The sequence below is a fragment of the Paraburkholderia sp. SECH2 genome, from assembly GCF_030464795.1.
GTDB lineage: Bacteria > Pseudomonadota > Gammaproteobacteria > Burkholderiales > Burkholderiaceae > Paraburkholderia > Paraburkholderia aspalathi.
The window spans coordinates 100,053-117,806 of the sequence record NZ_JALPRH010000021.1 but is presented as its reverse complement, the minus strand read 5'-3'; the positions used below and the strand labels follow the sequence as shown (position 1 = coordinate 117,806).

Annotated in this window: 16 protein-coding genes; 11 read left to right on the top strand and 5 right to left on the bottom strand. The window is 62.5% G+C overall.

All coding sequences use genetic code 11. The annotated features are described in order from the left end of the window. Nucleotides 1-87: 87 nt before the first annotated feature. The 3 genes from M0D66_RS28245 (at nucleotide 88) to M0D66_RS28235 (ending at nucleotide 4,538) form a co-directional block, all read left to right on the top strand. A complete protein-coding gene (locus tag M0D66_RS28245; protein ID WP_200621447.1) occupies nucleotides 88-1,176 on the top strand; it encodes a sn-glycerol-3-phosphate import ATP-binding protein UgpC in 1,089 nt (362 codons plus the stop codon). 217 nt (nucleotides 1,177-1,393) lie between these two features. Further along, entirely contained in the window at nucleotides 1,394-3,058 is a 1,665-nt protein-coding gene (gene ettA, locus M0D66_RS28240; protein ID WP_093643520.1) for an energy-dependent translational throttle protein EttA, read from the top strand. Between the two features lie 355 nt (nucleotides 3,059-3,413). After that, the gene (locus M0D66_RS28235; RefSeq protein ID WP_266212285.1) at nucleotides 3,414-4,538 is read left to right on the top strand and encodes a DUF748 domain-containing protein; all 1,125 of its coding nucleotides are present in this window, start codon (nucleotides 3,414-3,416) and stop codon (nucleotides 4,536-4,538) included. 96 nt (nucleotides 4,539-4,634) lie between these two features. On the opposite strand, the gene M0D66_RS28230 is transcribed toward M0D66_RS28235, so the two are convergent. From M0D66_RS28230 to M0D66_RS28220, 3 genes are read right to left on the bottom strand one after another with little or no spacing between them, the layout of a single operon-like run. Next, entirely contained in the window at nucleotides 4,635-5,258 is a 624-nt protein-coding gene (locus M0D66_RS28230; protein WP_266212284.1) for an HAD family hydrolase, read from the bottom strand. A gap of 33 nt (nucleotides 5,259-5,291) precedes the next feature. Then, nucleotides 5,292-7,106: an aminopeptidase P family protein gene (locus M0D66_RS28225; RefSeq protein WP_211706477.1), complete on the bottom strand. Its 1,815-nt coding sequence runs from the start codon at nucleotides 7,104-7,106 to the stop codon at nucleotides 5,292-5,294. A 19-nt stretch (nucleotides 7,107-7,125) separates the two neighbouring features. Beyond that, entirely contained in the window at nucleotides 7,126-7,380 is a 255-nt protein-coding gene (locus tag M0D66_RS28220; protein ID WP_266212283.1) for a hypothetical protein, read from the bottom strand. Between the two features lie 202 nt (nucleotides 7,381-7,582). Between M0D66_RS28220 and M0D66_RS28215 the strand changes: the two genes are divergently transcribed. From M0D66_RS28215 to M0D66_RS28185, 7 genes are all read left to right on the top strand, one after another. Then, the gene (locus M0D66_RS28215) at nucleotides 7,583-8,293 is read left to right on the top strand and encodes a response regulator transcription factor (RefSeq protein WP_093643508.1); all 711 of its coding nucleotides are present in this window, start codon (nucleotides 7,583-7,585) and stop codon (nucleotides 8,291-8,293) included. A gap of 62 nt (nucleotides 8,294-8,355) precedes the next feature. Next, nucleotides 8,356-9,642 carry a glutamyl-tRNA reductase gene (gene hemA / locus M0D66_RS28210; protein WP_093643506.1) on the top strand — a complete coding sequence of 429 codons (1,287 nt, stop codon included), beginning with the start codon at nucleotides 8,356-8,358 and terminating at the stop codon, nucleotides 9,640-9,642. Nucleotides 9,643-9,764: 122 nt separating this feature from the next. Then, nucleotides 9,765-10,847 (top strand): peptide chain release factor 1, encoded by a 1,083-nt coding sequence (gene prfA, locus M0D66_RS28205; protein ID WP_093643504.1) that lies wholly within the window; start codon nucleotides 9,765-9,767, stop codon nucleotides 10,845-10,847. A 6-nt stretch (nucleotides 10,848-10,853) separates the two neighbouring features. Beyond that, entirely contained in the window at nucleotides 10,854-11,696 is an 843-nt protein-coding gene (prmC, locus tag M0D66_RS28200; RefSeq protein WP_266212282.1) for a peptide chain release factor N(5)-glutamine methyltransferase, read from the top strand. Between the two features lie 114 nt (nucleotides 11,697-11,810). Next, complete coding sequence (gene grxD / locus M0D66_RS28195; RefSeq protein WP_012434475.1) at nucleotides 11,811-12,122, top strand: Grx4 family monothiol glutaredoxin; 312 nt, start codon at nucleotides 11,811-11,813, stop codon at nucleotides 12,120-12,122. A 49-nt stretch (nucleotides 12,123-12,171) separates the two neighbouring features. Next, nucleotides 12,172-12,771: a UbiX family flavin prenyltransferase gene (locus tag M0D66_RS28190; protein WP_211706476.1), complete on the top strand. Its 600-nt coding sequence runs from the start codon at nucleotides 12,172-12,174 to the stop codon at nucleotides 12,769-12,771. Nucleotides 12,772-12,988: 217 nt separating this feature from the next. After that, a complete protein-coding gene (locus M0D66_RS28185; RefSeq protein ID WP_266212281.1) occupies nucleotides 12,989-13,774 on the top strand; it encodes a class III extradiol ring-cleavage dioxygenase in 786 nt (261 codons plus the stop codon). A 155-nt stretch (nucleotides 13,775-13,929) separates the two neighbouring features. Here the strand turns inward: M0D66_RS28185 and M0D66_RS28180 are convergent, their stop codons facing one another. Beyond that, nucleotides 13,930-15,525, bottom strand: a complete 1,596-nt coding sequence (locus M0D66_RS28180; protein ID WP_266212280.1) for an APC family permease — start codon at nucleotides 15,523-15,525, stop codon at nucleotides 13,930-13,932. A gap of 530 nt (nucleotides 15,526-16,055) precedes the next feature. Here M0D66_RS28180 and M0D66_RS28175 point away from each other — a divergent pair. Then, nucleotides 16,056-16,259, top strand: a complete 204-nt coding sequence (locus M0D66_RS28175; RefSeq protein ID WP_007180251.1) for a cold-shock protein — start codon at nucleotides 16,056-16,058, stop codon at nucleotides 16,257-16,259. A 122-nt stretch (nucleotides 16,260-16,381) separates the two neighbouring features. On the opposite strand, the gene M0D66_RS28170 is transcribed toward M0D66_RS28175, so the two are convergent. Then, nucleotides 16,382-17,632 (bottom strand): Hsp70 family protein, encoded by a 1,251-nt coding sequence (locus M0D66_RS28170; RefSeq protein ID WP_093643493.1) that lies wholly within the window; start codon nucleotides 17,630-17,632, stop codon nucleotides 16,382-16,384. Nucleotides 17,633-17,754: the final 122 nt, after the last annotated feature.

The window sequence follows — 17,754 nt, the reverse complement described above, 5'->3', positions numbered from 1 at the left end:
GTGGGCGAGCTTCGGCGTTGGACGTGGAAAAAAGAACATCGCGCAAAGCGTGGCACGCGCGGCAAGCAACGATAAGGCTAAAACAGCATGGCTGCACTGACTCTGCAAGGCGTTAAAAAGACCTACGACGGCAAACAGTTCGTGTTGCACGGCATCGACGTGGACGTCGCGGACGGAGAGTTCGTCGTGATGGTCGGTCCGTCCGGTTGCGGCAAATCGACCTTGCTGCGGATGGTGGCAGGCCTCGAAGGCATCTCCGACGGCACCGTCTCGATCTCCGGCAAAGTGGTCAATCGCCTGGAACCGAAAGATCGCAACATCGCGATGGTGTTCCAGAACTACGCGCTGTATCCGCATATGAGCGTCGCCGACAATATGGGCTACGCGTTGAAGATCGCGGGCGTCGACCGCGCGCAGATTGCGAAGCGCGTGGACGCGGCGGCGCAGATTCTCGAGCTTGGCCCCCTGCTCGCACGCAAGCCGCGCGAGTTGTCCGGCGGGCAACGACAGCGCGTCGCCATGGGCCGCGCGATCGTGCGCGAGCCGGCGGTGTTTCTGTTCGATGAGCCGCTGTCCAATCTCGATGCACGCCTGCGCGTGCAGATGCGCCTCGAAATCCAGCGCCTGCATGCACGGCTTGCCACGACCAGCCTGTACGTCACCCACGATCAGATTGAAGCGATGACGCTCGCGCAACGCGTGATCGTGATGAATAAAGGTCACGCGGAGCAGATCGGCGCGCCGACCGAAGTCTACGAGCGGCCAGCGACGGTGTTCGTCGCGAGCTTCATCGGCTCGCCGGGGATGAATCTGCTGGAAGGCCGGGTGTCGGACGACGGCTTGACGTTTGAAGTGGCGGGTAACGGTCCGAAGCTGCCGCTTACTGGCGTGGCGTCGATCGGCCGGGAAGTTGCCAAGGGCCGCGAGTGGACGCTCGGCATTCGCCCCGAGCACATGACGCCGGGGCAAGCGGACGCATCTCACGCCACGTTGACTGTCGATTCCTGCGAGCTGCTCGGCGCGGACAACCTGGCGCACGGCCGCTGGGGCAAACACGACGTGACCGTACGGCTGCCGCATACGCACCGCCCCCCGGCTGGCGAAGCGCTGCAAGTCTCGCTGCCCGCGCAGCATCTGCATTTCTTCGATCCGGCGAGTGGACGGCGCGCGAACTGACGTCGCGAGGGGCGCCCTCTGCCGCCCCACCCCCGCCCCGAAGTACAATGCCATCTGCACAACCCGCCCGCGCGCGGGGCGTCGCGAAGTTCGATGCCGAGCTCGACGCCGCGCCGGCCGGCGCCGGGCGCACTGCCCGGCCAACACACCGATTACCCATCCACCCACGACCGCCCGCCCCCACGCGGCCGGCGTCGTCAACGTCTATTGCAAGCAAATGGCCCAATACGTCTTCACCATGAACCGGGTCGGCAAGATCGTGCCGCCCAAGCGTCAAATCCTGAAAGACATCTCGCTGTCGTTTTTCCCCGGCGCGAAGATCGGCCTGCTCGGCCTGAACGGCTCGGGCAAGTCGACACTGATCCGCATCATGGCCGGTGTGGACAAGGACATCGAAGGCGAAGCCACGCCGATGCCGAACCTGAACATCGGCTACCTGCCGCAGGAACCGCAGCTCGATCCGAACAAGACGGTGCGTGAAGCGGTCGAGGAAGGCCTCGGCGACGTCTTCGGCGCGCAAAAGAAGCTCGACGAAATCTACGCGGCCTACGCGGAACCGGACGCCGATTTCGACGCGCTCGCCGCGGAGCAGGCCAAGTACGAAGCGATTCTGGCCACCACCGACGGCAGCGCCGAACAGCAGATCGAAATCGCCGCCGACGCGCTGCGTCTGCCGGCGTGGGACGCCAAAATCGAGCATCTGTCGGGCGGCGAAAAGCGCCGCGTCGCGCTGTGCAAGCTGTTGCTCGAAAAACCGGACATGCTGCTGCTCGACGAACCGACCAACCACCTGGACGCGGAATCGGTCGACTGGCTCGAACAGTTCCTCACACGCTTCCCGGGCACGGTCGTCGCCGTCACCCACGATCGCTACTTCCTCGATAACGCCGCTGAGTGGATTCTCGAACTCGATCGCGGCCACGGCATTCCGTGGAAGGGCAACTACAGCAGTTGGCTCGACCAGAAGGAAGAACGCCTGAAGCAGGAAGAGTCGTCGGAATCGGCCCGTCAGAAGGCCATCAAGAAGGAACTGGAGTGGGTGCGCCAGAACCCGAAGGGCCGTCAGGCGAAGTCGAAGGCGCGTATCGCCCGCTTCGAGGAACTGAACAGCCAGGACTACCAGAAGCGCAACGAGACCTCGGAAATCTTCATCCCGGTCGGCGACCGCCTGGGTAATGAAGTTATCGAGTTCAAGAACGTCAGCAAGTCGTACGGCGACCGTCTGCTGCTCGACGACGTCAGCTTCAAGATTCCGGCGGGCGCGATCGTCGGCATCATCGGGCCGAACGGCGCCGGTAAGTCGACGCTGTTCCGCATGCTGACCGGTCGTGAACAGCCGGATTCGGGCGAGATCGTGCAAGGCCCGACGGTCAAGCTCGCGTACGTGGATCAAAGCCGCGACGCGCTCGACGGCTCGAAGACCGTGTTCGAAGAAATCTCCGGCGGTGCGGATGTGCTGACGGTCGGCAAGTACGAAACGCCGTCGCGGGCGTACATCGGCCGCTTCAACTTCAAGGGCGGCGATCAGCAGAAGACCGTCGGCAATCTGTCGGGCGGTGAGCGCGGCCGGCTGCATCTGGCGAAGACACTGATCGCGGGCGGCAACGTGCTGCTGCTGGACGAACCGTCGAACGACCTGGACGTCGAAACGCTGCGCGCGCTCGAAGACGCACTCCTCGAATTCGCCGGCTCCGTCATGGTGATCTCGCACGATCGCTGGTTCCTCGACCGGATCGCGACGCACATCCTGGCGTTCGAAGGCGATTCGCAAATCACGTTCTTCGACGGCAACTACCAGGAATACGAAGCGGACAAGCGCGCCCGCCTCGGTGAAGAAGCTGCACGTCCGAAGCGTCTGCGTTACAAGCCGATCGCGCGATAAATCGCTGGCCTGGCGGCCCGCTCGTTGCTTGATGAGCGGGCTGTTTTGCTGGTCGGTTTTTTGCTGACGCTTTGTGGACCGCCTGGCTGACTGCCCGGCCGGCGTGTTTTGCCGGCCGTTTTGCCGGCCGTCTGCCCGTTCATTTTGCTCACCGTTGCGCGCTGGAATTGCTGTGCGTTTGCCGTGCATTTGCCGGCCAGGCGGTAGGGCACACGCTTTGCGTGCCACGGCGTGATACACGTCGTCCCGGCGGGATGCAGGAACTCCGCCGTATCAAATAGCTGTGCATCCACCGGGTGCACACACCGGCCGATCACACGCACGCCGCGCCAAGCGCGGCGACGAGGAGGCAAGCATGGCGATGTCGAAGGGCAAGCGCTGGGCGATCGCCGCAGGTGGCGTGCTGCTGGTGCTGATCGTCGTCGCGGTCGGTGCGCTCCAGTTTGCGCAGCGCGAAGTCAAGGAACGCGTCATTGCGGCGCTCGGGCCATTAGGCAGCGCCGAAAGCATCCGGGTCGGCCTCACTTCAGTCCATCTCACCAACGTCCTGCTGAAGGCGCCGCCGAACTGGCCCGCCGGCGACCCGCTACGCGCCGACGAAATCACCATCACGCCCGATATCCGCGATCTGCTCGCGCGGCGCATGCATATTCGTAGCGTGGTGGTGCGCGGCTTCGACATCGCCGTGCTGCGAACCAGGGACGGCGCGATCCGCCTGATGCCGAATCTGCGGCAATCGATCAACGGCCCCAACGACGACGAAGCCAGCAGCGCGGCAACGTCCGGCTCCCGCGAAAAGCTGGTCGATCACGTCAGCTTCGAACAAGGCAACTTCCATTTCTACGACATGACAGTCGGTCCGCCGGCATTCAAAGTCACGGTCAGCAACGCCAACGCGACCGTCGATCACCTGCATCTGCCCGCGCTCTCCGAACCGACCAACGTCAGCGTCACCGGCTCGATCAAGGGGCCAACGCATACGGGCACAGTTTCGTTCGGCGGGTGGATCAAGATTGCCAACAAGGATTCGCAGACCACCAGCACATTGCGCGGCGTCGATGTCGTGATGCTCGATCCGTACCTGCTGAAAAAAACCGGCGCGAAGGCGCAAGTAACGGGCGGCACCATCGACCTGACGGTCGACTCGACGGTGCGTAACTATCAGCTGCATGCACCCGGCACGGTAACGATCCACCATCTGCAACTCGCCGACAACGACAACCCGCTCGACACCTTCATGTCGATTCCGACCAAAGCCGCCATCGCCGCGCTCAAGACGCACAACGGCGACATCACGCTCCATTTCGTACTCGATGGGAATTTGCGCGACCCGAAGTTTTCGGTGCAGGAAAGTCTGATGACGCGCCTTGGCGCCGGTTTTGCGAAGGCGATGGGCGTGAGCGTCGAAGGTGTGGCGAAGGGCGCCGGGGAGACAGTGAAAGGATTAGGGAACGCGTTGAAAAATCTGCTCGGTCAGTAGGCGGACTTCGGCCGATGCAGAAGCGCCGCAATTAAAGCGGAGACCTACCATGTCGCCGCTTTAACCGACATCCTCCGAACCGCGGCATCGCGATGCCTAGACCGGCAACCCCAATTCCCGCAGTCCCGCTTCCGTTTTTGCAGCGCTCGTGTGATGCACGCCGTGCCAACCGAGTGCCGTCGCGGCTTCGGCGTTTTTCAGGTTGTCGTCGATGAAAACAAGTTCGCCCGGCTGGATGCCCGGCAATTGCGCCTCGATCCGCTGACGCATTTCCGCGAAGATCGCCGGATCGGGCTTCACCAGCTTCACCCTACCCGACACGACGATGTCGCGGAAGCGCCGCAGCACGGGGAAATGCTCCCACGCATACGGAAACGTCTCCGCCGACCAGTTCGTCAGCCCGAAGAGCGGCACATTGCCCGCCTCGATCTTCTCCATGAGCGCCACGCCCTCCTCCAGCACGCCGGGCACCATCTCGTGCCAGCGCTCGTAGAACGCGCGGATCAGTGGCGCGTGATCGGGAAACTTCGCGATCAGCTCGTTTGTCCCCTCGGCGATCGGCTGACCACCGTCCTGACGGATCACCCAATCCATCGAACAAACGTGCGTCAGAAACCAGCGGCGCTCCGTTTCGTCAGGGATCAACTGGCGATACAGATATTCGGGGCTCCAGTCGATCAGCACGCCGCCGAAATCGAACACGACTGCCTTGATGGCCATGCACGCTCCGTCAGTAAAGTCGTGGCGACGAGATCAGATAGCCTGCGTACGCAACTCGAGCCACGCCTTGGCCTCGCCCGACACATGCGGCGACAGGCGCGTGCGCACCATCTCGTGATACGCGTTCAGCCACGCGCGCTCGTCATCACGCAACAGCGACAGGTCGAGGCAGCGCGTATCGATCGGGCACAGCGTCAGCGTCTCGAACTTGAGGAAATCGCCGAACTCGGTTTTCTCCGCGGGCACGTTCAGCACCAGGTTCTCGATCCGCACGCCCCACTTGCCCGGCCGGTAAATGCCCGGCTCGACCGAGGTGATCATGCCTTCTTCCATCGCGGTCCACGGCTCGGCCGGCGCGTAGTGCGAAATCACCTGCGGGCCTTCGTGCACGTTCAGGAAATAGCCCACGCCGTGACCGGTACCATGGCCGTAGTCGGCGCCGGCTTCCCAGATCGGTGCGCGGGCAATCGCGTCGAGCATCGGCGAACGGATGCCGCGCGGGAATTTCGCGCGCGACAGCGCCATGGTGCCTTTCAGCACAATCGTGAAATCGCGCCGCTGCGCCTCGCTGATGGTGCCGACCGGTACGACGCGGGTGATGTCGGTCGTGCCGCTCAGATACTGCGCGCCCGAATCGATCAGCAACAGGCCGTTGCCCTCGATCACCGAATGCGCTTCACTGGTTGCGCGGTAGTGCGGCATCGCGCCGTTCGCGTTGAAGCCGGCGATCGTCGCAAAGCTCAGCGACACAAAGCCCGGACGGCGCGCGCGGGCTGCCGTCAGGCGCTCGTCGATCGTCAGTTCGGTGATCGTTTCGTTGCCGAGCGCGCCTTCGAACCACGCGAAGAATTCGGCGAGCGCCGCGCCGTCCTGTTCCATCGTCTCGCGCACATGCTCCGCTTCTGCCTCGGTCTTGCGCGACTTGAAGAACGTGGACGGATTGACCGCCTCGACGACGTTCACCGTGGACGGCACCGACTGCAGCGAGCCATAGGTAATGCGGCGCGGGTCGATCAGCAGCGTGCTGCCAGCCGGCAACGCGGCCAGCGCTTCTGCCGCCTTCGCGTAGGGCTCGACGCTGATGCCGTCGAGCGCGAGCGCATCGGCCAGCGCTTGCGGCACCTTGCCGTCGGCGACGAAGAGCGACGCGCTTTCCGGACCTATCAGCGCGTGCGCCACGAACACCGGGTTATAGCTGACGTCGGCGCCGCGCAGATTCAAAAGCCATGCGAGGTCGTCGAGCGTGGAAATGAAGTGCCACTGCGCGCCCTTCTCCGCCATCGCGCGGCGAATCTGCGCGAGCTTTTCGGAACGAGCGACGCTTGCATGCGGCGCGGCGTGCTCAAACACGGCGGCGGCGGGCAGCGACGGGCGCTGCGGCCAGATCGCATCGAACAGATCGACGTCGGTGCGCAGCTTCACGCCGCGCGCGGTAAGCGAGTGGTTCAAAGCGCGCGCCGCCGACACGCCCAGCACGGCGCCGTCCACACCCACCGTGTCGCCGGTCGCGACGTTCTGCGCAAGCCATTCAAAATGCGGCGCGGTCTGCTGGCCGCCGGTCATTTTCATCAACTGAACGCCGGTGCCGGCCAGTTGCGCGTTGGCTTGTTCCCAATAGCGGCTGTCGGTCCACACGCCGGCGAAATCGGCGGTCACGACGAGCGTGCCGGCCGAGCCGGTGAAACCCGACAACCACTGCCGGCCTTGCCAGCGCCCAGGTAGATATTCGGAAAGATGGGGATCTGAGGACGGCACCAGATAGGCGGCTACACCTTCGTGCGCCATCGCATTGCGCAATGTCGCCAGCCGTTCGGGGATGGAGGAAGTTTCGGGAAGTCGGGCATTCATCAGAGTCACCTGCAAGTATTCATCGACGGGGAAGCGAGCCGACCGTCACGGCGACGGCGATCAGCGCGACGGCGGTACATACAGGCCATTCGAGCGTATCGCCATCATGAAAAAGTCCCACCACGTTGCCGGCCATGCGAGCAACACCCGCGCCCAGCACGCCGACCAGGAGCGCCACCCACCACGCGGCACGGCTCGAACGGCGCAGCGGATGCAACCACCAGCCTGCGAGACCAATCACCGCGCCCAGCACCAGGATTCCGGGCCACCCCATTAGCGGCAGGTCTCGCGCAATTTCAGATTTGTCTCATGGGCGCAAGGAGCCAACACAGATAGCATTTTTGTCTCATTAACTATAGAGGTTCAGCACGGCGCTTTCCGCATAGCGGTTGAGTTTAGGGGTCGGGGTGATGTTAGGCAAGCTGTAAGCCTTACGGAGAAACCTAGTCCGGGTAATTGCCAAGCTGAAGCGCGCTATGCGAATCGCCCTTATCGAGCCGGACTTACGGCACGCCACCCTGGTCGGCCGGCTGATCTTTGCCGGCGGCCATGCGTGCCAGCACTTCACAGCGAGCACACCGTTTCTGGTCCGCGCCGCCGACGAATTCTTCGATCTTCTCATCACTGAAAACTGGGCCGGCGACCATTGCGCCGAAGACCTGATTCCGCGCGCCCGCTCGATCCTGCCGAACTTGCCGGTGATCGTGCTGCTGTCGGAGCCACGCGAGAGCCAGATTGTCGCAGCGCTCCATGCCGGCGCCGACGACTGCCTGACCAAACCGGTCCGCGGCCCGGAAATGCTGGCCCGAGTGGACGCGCTGCTGCGGCGCGCGGCCCTGCGGCGGCCGCCGAACCGGCGGCGCGACACGATCGGTGGCTATGCGTTCGACGCAGCGCAGTTCGCCGTCACCTTCCGTAATCAGACGGTCGCCCTGACACCGAAGGAGTTCCGCTTTGCGCTGCTGCTGTTTTCCAATCTGTCTCGCCCGGTGTCGCGCGCGCATATTCTCGAAACGGTCTGGACGCGCCGCCGCGACGTACAGTCGCGCACCGTAGACACCCATGCATCACGCGTGCGGACCAAGTTGCAGTTGCGGCCAGAGCACGGGTACTGCCTGACGCCGCTTTACGGCTATGGCTACCAGCTCGACGCCATCCCGCCTGACGCCATTGTGGCGGCCGGGTGACGCATCCACAATGTAAGAATCGTGGAAACGCTATAATATTGAGCTAAACCATAGCTCCCCATATGCAGCTTCTAACGATCGGAATCAATCACCACACTGCGCCTGTCGCCTTGCGCGAACGCGTGGCGTTTCCGCTCGAACAGATCAAGCCTGCACTGGACACCTTCAAGAGCGTCTGGCTCGGCCGCACCGCCCGCACGGCGCCGGAAGCGGCGATTCTGTCCACCTGTAACCGTACCGAACTCTACTGCGCGACCGACGACCAGGCCGCGCGTGAAGCCGCGATCCAGTGGTTCTCGAAGTATCACAACCTGCCCGTCGACGAACTCGCACCGCATGTCTACGCGCTGCCGCAGTCGGAAGCCGTGCGCCACGCGTTCCGCGTCGCCTCGGGACTCGATTCGATGGTGCTGGGCGAGACGCAAATCGTCGGACAAATGAAGGACGCGGTACGTACAGCGTCCGAGGCCGGCGCGCTCGGCACCTATCTGAACCAGTTGTTCCAGCGCACCTTCGCCGTGGCGAAGGAAGTGCGCAGCACGACCGAAATCGGCGCGCAGTCGGTTTCCATGGCGGCAGCCGCCGTGCGGCTCGCACAGCGGATTTTCGACAAGATTTCAAACCAGCGCGTGCTGTTCATCGGCGCGGGCGAAATGATCGAGTTGTGCGCTACGCACTTCGCGGCGCAGCAACCACGCGAGCTCGTCGTAGCCAATCGCACGGCCGAGCGCGGCAGCCGCCTCGCTGAGCGCTTCAACGGCCGGGCCATTCCGCTCTCGGAACTGCCCACCCGCATGCATGAGTTCGACATCATCGTGTCGTGCACCGCGTCCACCCTGCCGATCATCGGTCTGGGCGCCGTCGAGCGGGCCGTGAAAGCACGCCGTCACCGGCCGATTTTCATGGTCGATCTGGCCGTGCCGCGCGATATCGAACCCGAAGTCGGCAAGCTTGAAGACGTTTTCCTGTACACCGTCGACGATCTCGGCGCGATCGTGCGCGAAGGCAATGCGTCGCGGCAAGCCGCGGTCGCGCAGGCCGAAGCGATCATCGAAACGCGTGTGCAGAACTTCATGCAGTGGCTCGACGCACGCAGCATCGTGCCGGTGATCCGCCACATGCATACACAGGCCGACGTGCTGCGTCGCGCCGAAGTCGAACGCGCGCAGAAAATGCTCGCACGCGGCGAGGACCCGGCAGCGGTGCTCGAAGCGTTGTCGCAATCGCTCACCAACAAACTGATCCACGGCCCCACGCACGCGCTCAATCGCGCGAGCAGCGAGAACCGTGACACGCTTATCGAATTGATGAGCGGTTTCTACAAACACTCCGGTTCTACGGAGCGTTAGCGGCGCAGCCACCGCCGCACCGTCCGCGCCACACTGAGTGGCCCGCGACATGCTTCTGACCAGGGCATCTGCCCACTCCCCTAGTCGTCGTCTTTGCCGGAGTCCGCTCCGATACCCGTCCGATGAAAACGAGCATGCAACGCAAGCTCGACCAGCTCACTACCCGGCTGGCCGAACTGAACGACCTGTTGAGCCGCGAGGACATCACCTCGAATCTCGACCAATACCGCAAGCTCACGCGTGAACACGCCGAGCTCGGGCCGGTTGTGGAGCATTACGCGCTGTGGCGCCTGGCGATGAACGACGCGGCGACCGCGCAAGAACTGCTGGCGGACGCGTCGATGCGCGACTTTGCGGAAGAAGAAATTCGCGCGGCGCGCGAGCGGATGGAAAAACTCGGCGCGGAATTGCAGAAAATGCTGTTGCCGAAAGACCCGAACGACGACCGCAATATCTTCCTCGAAATCCGGGCCGGTACCGGCGGCGACGAATCCGCGCTGTTCGCGGGCGATTTGCTGCGCATGTACCTGCGCTTTGCCGAGCGTAATCGCTGGCAAGTGGAGATGATGTCGGCGAGCGAATCGGACCTCGGCGGCTATAAGGAAGTGATCGTGCGTATCGCCGGCGAAGCGGCCTATTCCAAGCTCAAGTTCGAGTCGGGCGGCCACCGCGTGCAACGCGTGCCGGCCACCGAAACGCAGGGCCGCATCCACACTTCGGCGTGCACGGTCGCGGTGATGCCGGAAGCGGACGAAATCGGCGAAGTCGAAATCAATCCGGCCGATCTGCGCATCGACACGTTCCGCGCGTCCGGCGCGGGCGGTCAGCACATCAACAAGACAGACTCGGCCGTGCGGGTGACGCACTTGCCAACGGGCATCGTCGTCGAATGTCAGGACGACCGGTCGCAGCACAAGAACAAGGATCGCGCACTGAAGGTGTTGGCCGCGCGCATCAAGGACAAGCAGTCGCATGAGCAGCAGCAGAAGGAAGCTGCAACCCGCAAGAGCCTGATCGGTTCAGGCGATCGCTCGGAGCGGATTCGCACCTACAACTTCCCGCAAGGGCGTCTGACGGATCACCGGATCAATCTGACGCTGTACCGCCTCGACGCGATCATGGACGGCGATCTCGACGAACTGATCGCGGCGCTCGTTAGCGAGCATCAGGCCGAGTTGCTGGCGTCGCTGGGCGACGCGGACTAAGCGCGAATGGATCCGGTCACGCCCGCCGCGCTGTTGCGCGCCTCGCCGCTGCCGTCACTCGAAGCGCGGATTCTGCTCACGCACGTGCTCGGCTGGCGGCATACGCAATTGATTACGCGCAGCGATGAGGCGCTCGACGGCCCGGTAATCGAACGATATCGAGCTCTGGAAGCGCGGCGTGTCGCGGGTGAGCCGGTAGCGCAACTGGTCGGCGCGCGTGAATTTTTCGGGCTTGATTTCGAGGTGACACCGGACGTGCTGATCCCACGTCCCGAAACCGAATTGCTGGTCGAAACTGCGTTGGCGGCGATGGAAAACATCTCGCGGCCGCGCGTACTCGATCTGGGCACCGGCACTGGCGCAATCGCCGTGGCCATTGCGTCGATGCGGCCCGACGCGCAAGTCTGGGCGCTGGACCGTTCCGCCGAAGCACTGGCGGTGGCCACACGTAACGCCACGCGTCTGCTGGATGCCAAACGCCCCGGCGGCGCCGTGGGCCTGCAGCAAAGCGACTGGTACAACTCGCTCGACTCAGCATTGCGCTTTGACGTGATCGTCAGCAATCCACCGTATATCGCGAACGGCGATCCGCATCTGTCGGAAGGCGATCTGCGCTTCGAACCGCGCAGCGCGCTCACCGATGAAGCCGACGGCCTCAGCGCGATCCGCAAGATTGTCGCGGGCGCGCCCACACGCTTGGCCGCCAACGGCGTATTGTGGATCGAACACGGGTACGATCAGGCGGAAGCCGTGCGCGCTCTGCTGACGGCGCAAGGTTTTATGCAAGTGCGCTCGGAGCAGGATCTCGCCGGCATCGAGCGAATCAGCGGCGGACGCTGGCCCGGCTAACGTCGACGGATGGCCCTAATCGCCGAGGTGGCAAAGCGGTCCTCGGCCGGTCTTACCGAAATCCGCTATCATTTCAGCCTATTCCCTACACATAACGGAACCGCAAGGTCAGTCATGGATACGCAACAACGCATCAAGCAAATCGTCGACGAAAACAACGTCGTGCTCTTCATGAAGGGCACCGCCCAGTTCCCGATGTGCGGCTTTTCCGGCCGCGCCATCCAGATCCTGAAGGCATGCGGCGTCGGCGAAATCAAGACCGTCAACGTGCTCGAAGACGACGAAGTCCGCCAGGGCATCAAGCAGTTCTCGAACTGGCCGACCATTCCGCAGCTCTACGTGAAGGGCGAATTCGTCGGCGGCTCGGACATCATGATGGAAATGTACGAATCGGGCGAACTGCAGCAACTGTTCGCCGCGGCCTAAGCAGCCGCTGTCCGAACCTTCGTTGTCCTCCGATAAGGCGCCGCGAGCCATGGAAACACGTGCTGCGGCGCCACGCCGGCTAATCGTCGCGATTACCGGCGCGACCGGTGCCATCTACGGCATCCGGTTGCTCGAGACGTTGCGCAGGCTGGGCGGCGTCGAGAGCCATCTGCTGATTTCGAGCGCTGGGTGGCTCAACATCCAGCACGAACTCCAGTTAAGCAAAGAAGACGTGCATCCGCTCGCAGATGTCGTCCATTCGGTGCGCGACGTCGGCGCGAGTATCGCGTCCGGCTCGTTTGCGACCGATGGCATGGTGGTCGCGCCGTGCTCCATGAAGACGCTGGCAAGCGTCGCACACGGTTTATCCGACAACCTGATCACCCGCGCCGCCGATGTCACGCTCAAAGAACGCCGCCGGCTCGTGCTGCTCGTGCGGGAAACGCCGTTAAACCTCGCGCATCTGCGCAATATGACGGCCGTCACGGAAATGGGCGGCGTGATCTTTCCGCCCTTGCCCGCTTTCTATAACCAACCGACGACGATCGACGAAATGGTCGATCACACGGTGGCGCGCGTGTTGGACCTATTCGCGTTGGGACCGGCCATGTCGCCGGCGTGGCAAGGTTTGCGCAGCACGCAGGAATAATTCGAAGGACGCGGCGCACCGCCACCTCGCTTGGCGCGGAGGCAAGCACCATGCATTGCCACGGCCTAATGAGCGCCGCGCCACAATCGCACAAACGCCATTAACAACACCGGCGACACAATCAATTCCGTTTTCGCCCGTTTATAAAACGCGGGTACGGACCTATATTGATAGCAACCCTACTTCCGCGCCGCGTTCCCGCGGCGGCGTTGCTGCCATGAATCGCTTACCGTCGCTCTACCTCTCCCACGGCGCACCTACCCTGCCGATCGACCCTTCCCTGCCGTCCGCCGAATTCGGCGCGCTGTCGGCGCAATTGCCGCGCCCTGAGAGCGTGCTGATGCTGTCGGCCCATTGGGGCACGGCGCAACCGGTGGTGAGCACGTCCACGGCGCCTGAGACCATCCACGATTTCTACGGCTTCCCGCGTCAGTTGTATGAAATTCAGTACCCGGCTCCCGGCGCGCCCGATGTGGCGCGCCGTGCCGCAGTGCTGCTCGGCGAACACGGCATCCTCACCGACGCCCAGCCGCACGGGCTCGATCACGGCGCGTGGATACCGATGCTGCTGATGTTCCCGGAAGCCGACATACCGGTCGCGCAACTGTCGATCCAGCCGCACATGGATGCCGCCCATCACTTCCGGGTAGGTCGGGCGCTGCGCTCGCTGAAAGATGACGGCGTAATGGTGATCGGCTCGGGCCAGATCACGCACAACCTGCGCGCTGCGGATTTTTCCGCGTGCCCGGGCGATGCCGATCCGCGTGTGGCCGAATTCACCGACTGGTTCGAGGCAAAGCTTGCCGCGCACGACATCGACGCGTTGCTCGACTACCGCCGCCAAGCGCCGCACGCGGTACTGATGCATCCAACCGACGAGCACTTGCTGCCCGTCTTCGCGGCACTAGGTGCGGCGGACGACGATTATTCGCTGGCGATTCAGTCGCTCGGAACCTATCAGCGCTCGCTCGCCATGACGAATTACGTGTTCGGCACCGCCTGATTCGACGTCAGCGCAACGCCAAACCAAGGCCAAAGCGCCGCCAACAAAAAAGCCCGCCTGAGCAACTCAGGCGGGCTTTTTCGTACTGTGCCGGATCATGACAATCCGGCGATCCGGCGATCCGGCGATCCGGCGAAAGGACTCAGCGCAGCAACTTAGTGTGCGCCCATGCCCTCAAGCACTTCGTCGTGCGTCTGACGTTCTTCGAGGTATTCCGAACGGTAGCCGCTATGCACGCCCCAGTAGTAGAACACCAGCGAGAACACAGCCACCACCAGCATGTCCCAACCGTACGGCAGGAGGCCGTGGCCGCCAAATTCCTTGCTACCAATCAACGACAGAATTGCCATCACCGGCAGGTAGGCCACGAGCCACCATGCAGCTTTCAGGTCACGCCCCCAGCCGCCAAAACCCGACTTCGCCTGGAAGTAGAAGTAGACCGGCAGCGCAACGACCATCAGCAGAATGATTTCGCCGGTCAGCGGCCACTTCGCCCAGTACAGGATCAGCGACGCGCAAACGAAAGCGAACGGCGCGATGAATTTCATGCCCGGAATGTGCAGCGGGCGCTCCAGATCCGTTGCCGCGCGTCGCAGCGCCATCAGGCTGATCGGGCCAGTCAGGTACGAGATCACGGTCGCAACCGAGATCACCGCCGCCAACGAGCTCCAGCCGCGGAAGAAGAACAGGAAAATGAACGACACCAGCAGGTTGAACCACATCGCCTGACGCGGCACGCCGTAGAACGGGTGCACGTTGCCGAACATTTTCGGCATCGTGTTGTTGCGCTCCATCGCGTAGATCATGCGGGTGGTGGTCGCCATGTAAGTCGTGCCGGTACCGCTCGGGCTGACGAACGCGTCGACGTACAGCAGGATAGCCAGCCAGTTCAGGTTCAGCGCGATGGCCAGTTCGGCAAACGGCGAAGCGAAGTTGAAGTGGCTCCAGCCCTTCATCACATCGGCCGGGTTCACCGCGCCGATGTACGCAACCTGCAGCAGCACGTAGATCACCAGCGCCAGCAGGATCGAGCCGATCACCGCGAATGGCACGCTCCGCGCCGGATTGCGCGCTTCACCCGCGAGGTTGATCGGGCTCTGGAAGCCGTTGAAGGCGAACACGATGCCGCTCGTCGACACTGCGGTCAGCACAGCCGACCAGCCGTGCGGCGCAAAGGTGCTCACTTCGCCGAAGTTTTCCTTGTGGAAGCCCGACAGCATCAGACCAGCGATCGTCGCGCCCGGAATCAGGAACTTGAAGACCGTGATCGCCGAATTGGCGCGCGCGAAGAGCTTCACACCCCAGTAATTCAGCAGGAAGTAAATGATCACGAGGACCGCGGACAGCAATAGCCCATTAGTCGTTAATGACCCATCCACGAATAGCGCATGCGCCCATGGATACGGCCAGGTACTCATATATTGAATGGATGCTTCAGCCTCGATTGGAATCACCGAGACAATGGCGATCCAGTTGGCCCATGCACTGATAAACCCAACCAATGCGCCGTGCGAATAGCGGGCGTAACGCACCATGCCGCCGGACTCCGGGAACATCGCGCCGAGTTCTGCGTAGGTCAAGGCAATCGCGAGAATCACCACCGCGCCGATGACCCATGCACAAATGGCAGCCGGCCCGGCAATTTTTGCAGCCTTCCACGCGCCGAACAACCAGCCCGACCCGATGATCGAACCCAAGCCGGTCAGCAGTAGCGCGACCGGTCCGATGTTCCGTTGTATAGAACTTTTCACATCTTCTCCTGTGTCGACCAGAGTTAGCGCTTTAGCTGTCGGCCGGAGTTAGCGCTTTAACGCTTACTCTGGCCGCATGCAAAGCACTGGCGCCGGTCCCATGCAGATTGCGTCAGAACCATGTCGGCACCGCGTCACATCGCTTATGGCGTTGCGGACGGGGTGACGCGCATGCGTGCGCGGCGATCCCCAAACAGGTGCAACCGACGCGCGGCGCGTAGTTTAACGGTTGCACCCCGCCGTTGCAGCGAAACTAAGGGTTGTCCCTAGCAAAATTCTCAGATGAATAGCAAGCTTTGTAAGCAATTTCTACGCCAATCCATCAAAAACTTGTAAAATTGGGACAAGAGTGTTGACCTTCGCCCGAAATCGCCGTATAACGTTCGGGCAGGATTTCAAGCGGCGAGTGAATTGGTCTTTCGTAGTTCGCCCATCAACGGTACTCCGGTTGGTCCCATTACCCCCTTCCTTGATTTTCATGCGCACCCATTGGGCTTCGGCCTTATTTACCATCTTTAGGAACAAGTAATATGGAAACCGGTACCGTCAAGTGGTTCAATGACGCAAAGGGCTTTGGCTTCATCACGCCGGACGGCGGCGGCGAAGATCTGTTCGCGCATTTCTCGGAAATCCGCACGGAAGGCTTCAAGACGCTGCAAGAAAACCAAAAGGTTACGTTTGAAGTGAAGACGGGCCCGAAGGGCAAGCAAGCCGCTAACATCAAGCCGGTGTAAGCAAGCACGCTTCCTTCTGGACGCAAAAAAACCCCGCCTTGGCGGGGTTTTTTTATATTCGTCGTAACTACTCATAACTACATTCGGTGATTATCTTCGTAGTATGAGTTTGATCAATTCGGTTATCCGAACAAACGCCGTGCGTGAATACCGAGACCTGTCGCGACGCTGGCGAGACGGTCGCCGAATACCGCTTTGGCATCCGGAAATGCCGCGGCCAATGCGCCCGATAGAAACGCCAATCCGGTCGAGCCACCCGTGAAGTAAATCGCGTTGACGTCGCGCGGAGCCACACCGGCCGCCTGCACCGTATCGCGTGCCGCCTGCACGATGCGCTGCGTCTCGTCCTGACCGGCCTTGATGAGCTGCGCTTCGTCAAATGCGAGGCGCAGGTCGTCTTCTACCTCGTCGAGGTCGATCACGGTCTCGCCACCCGCCGCCACGCCGATCTTCGCTTCTTCCGCGTGAGCCGCCAACGCGTGCCCCAGGCGGCGGTCCACAACGCGCATCAGGCGGTCGTGATGTTTGGTCTGGAGGAACAGATGCCGCATGAGCGCGAGTTCGCTGACACGCTTCGGGGCGTAGACCGTGTTGATCAGGTGCCAGGTGGCCAGATCGAAATAGATGCGGTTCGGAATCTCACGGCCTTCGGGATCGAGCGTCTGATAGCCGAGTTCGCGCAGGATCGTCACCAGTTCGACACGTCGGTCGAAATCCGTGCCCGCAACGTGCACGCCGTGGTGGGCCAGCACGTCGTCTTTGCGCTCCACGCGCTTTACCCGCTCCGGCCCCACCCGCACCAGCGAAAAGTCCGACGTACCGCCGCCGATGTCGGCCACCAGCACAAGCCCTTCTTCCGTCAGATGCGATTCGTAGTCGAACGCAGCCGCGATCGGCTCATACTGAAAGTGAATCTCCCGCAAACCGACTGAACGCGCCGCGGCTTCGAGTTGCTGCTGCGCCATCTGGTCGGCGCGCGGATCGTCGTCGACGAAGAACACCGGGCGGCCCAGCACAGCGCGGCTGATCGGGCCGCCGACGCTCTTCTCGGCTGAGCGCTTCAGATGGTCGACGAAAATCGCGATGATGTCCGTGTACTTGATCGCCGAACCGTCGCCGAGATCGGTCGAATTCTCGGCGAGCGGCGAGCCGAGAATACTTTTCATCGAACGCATCAAACGGCCGTCGAAACCGTCGATGTAGGCCGCCAACGCCGCACGCCCGAATTCGCGGGTGTCTTCGTCGGTGTTGAAAAAGACAGAGGTCGGCAGCGTCGTATAGGCGCCCTCGACCGGCGCAAGCCTAAGCGCAGCGCCGTCTGGGACGGCCACGGCCGAATTGGAAGTACCGAAGTCAATCGCGCAATAGTTCATGGCAGGAATCGCCGCTCACGGCTGGCGCGGACAGAAAGGGGAGCGGCTTTGTATCACGAAAGCCCAATCAGCATCAACTGACGCTTTCCGGGATGCCCGCAATACCGACCAAGGTCCGCTCG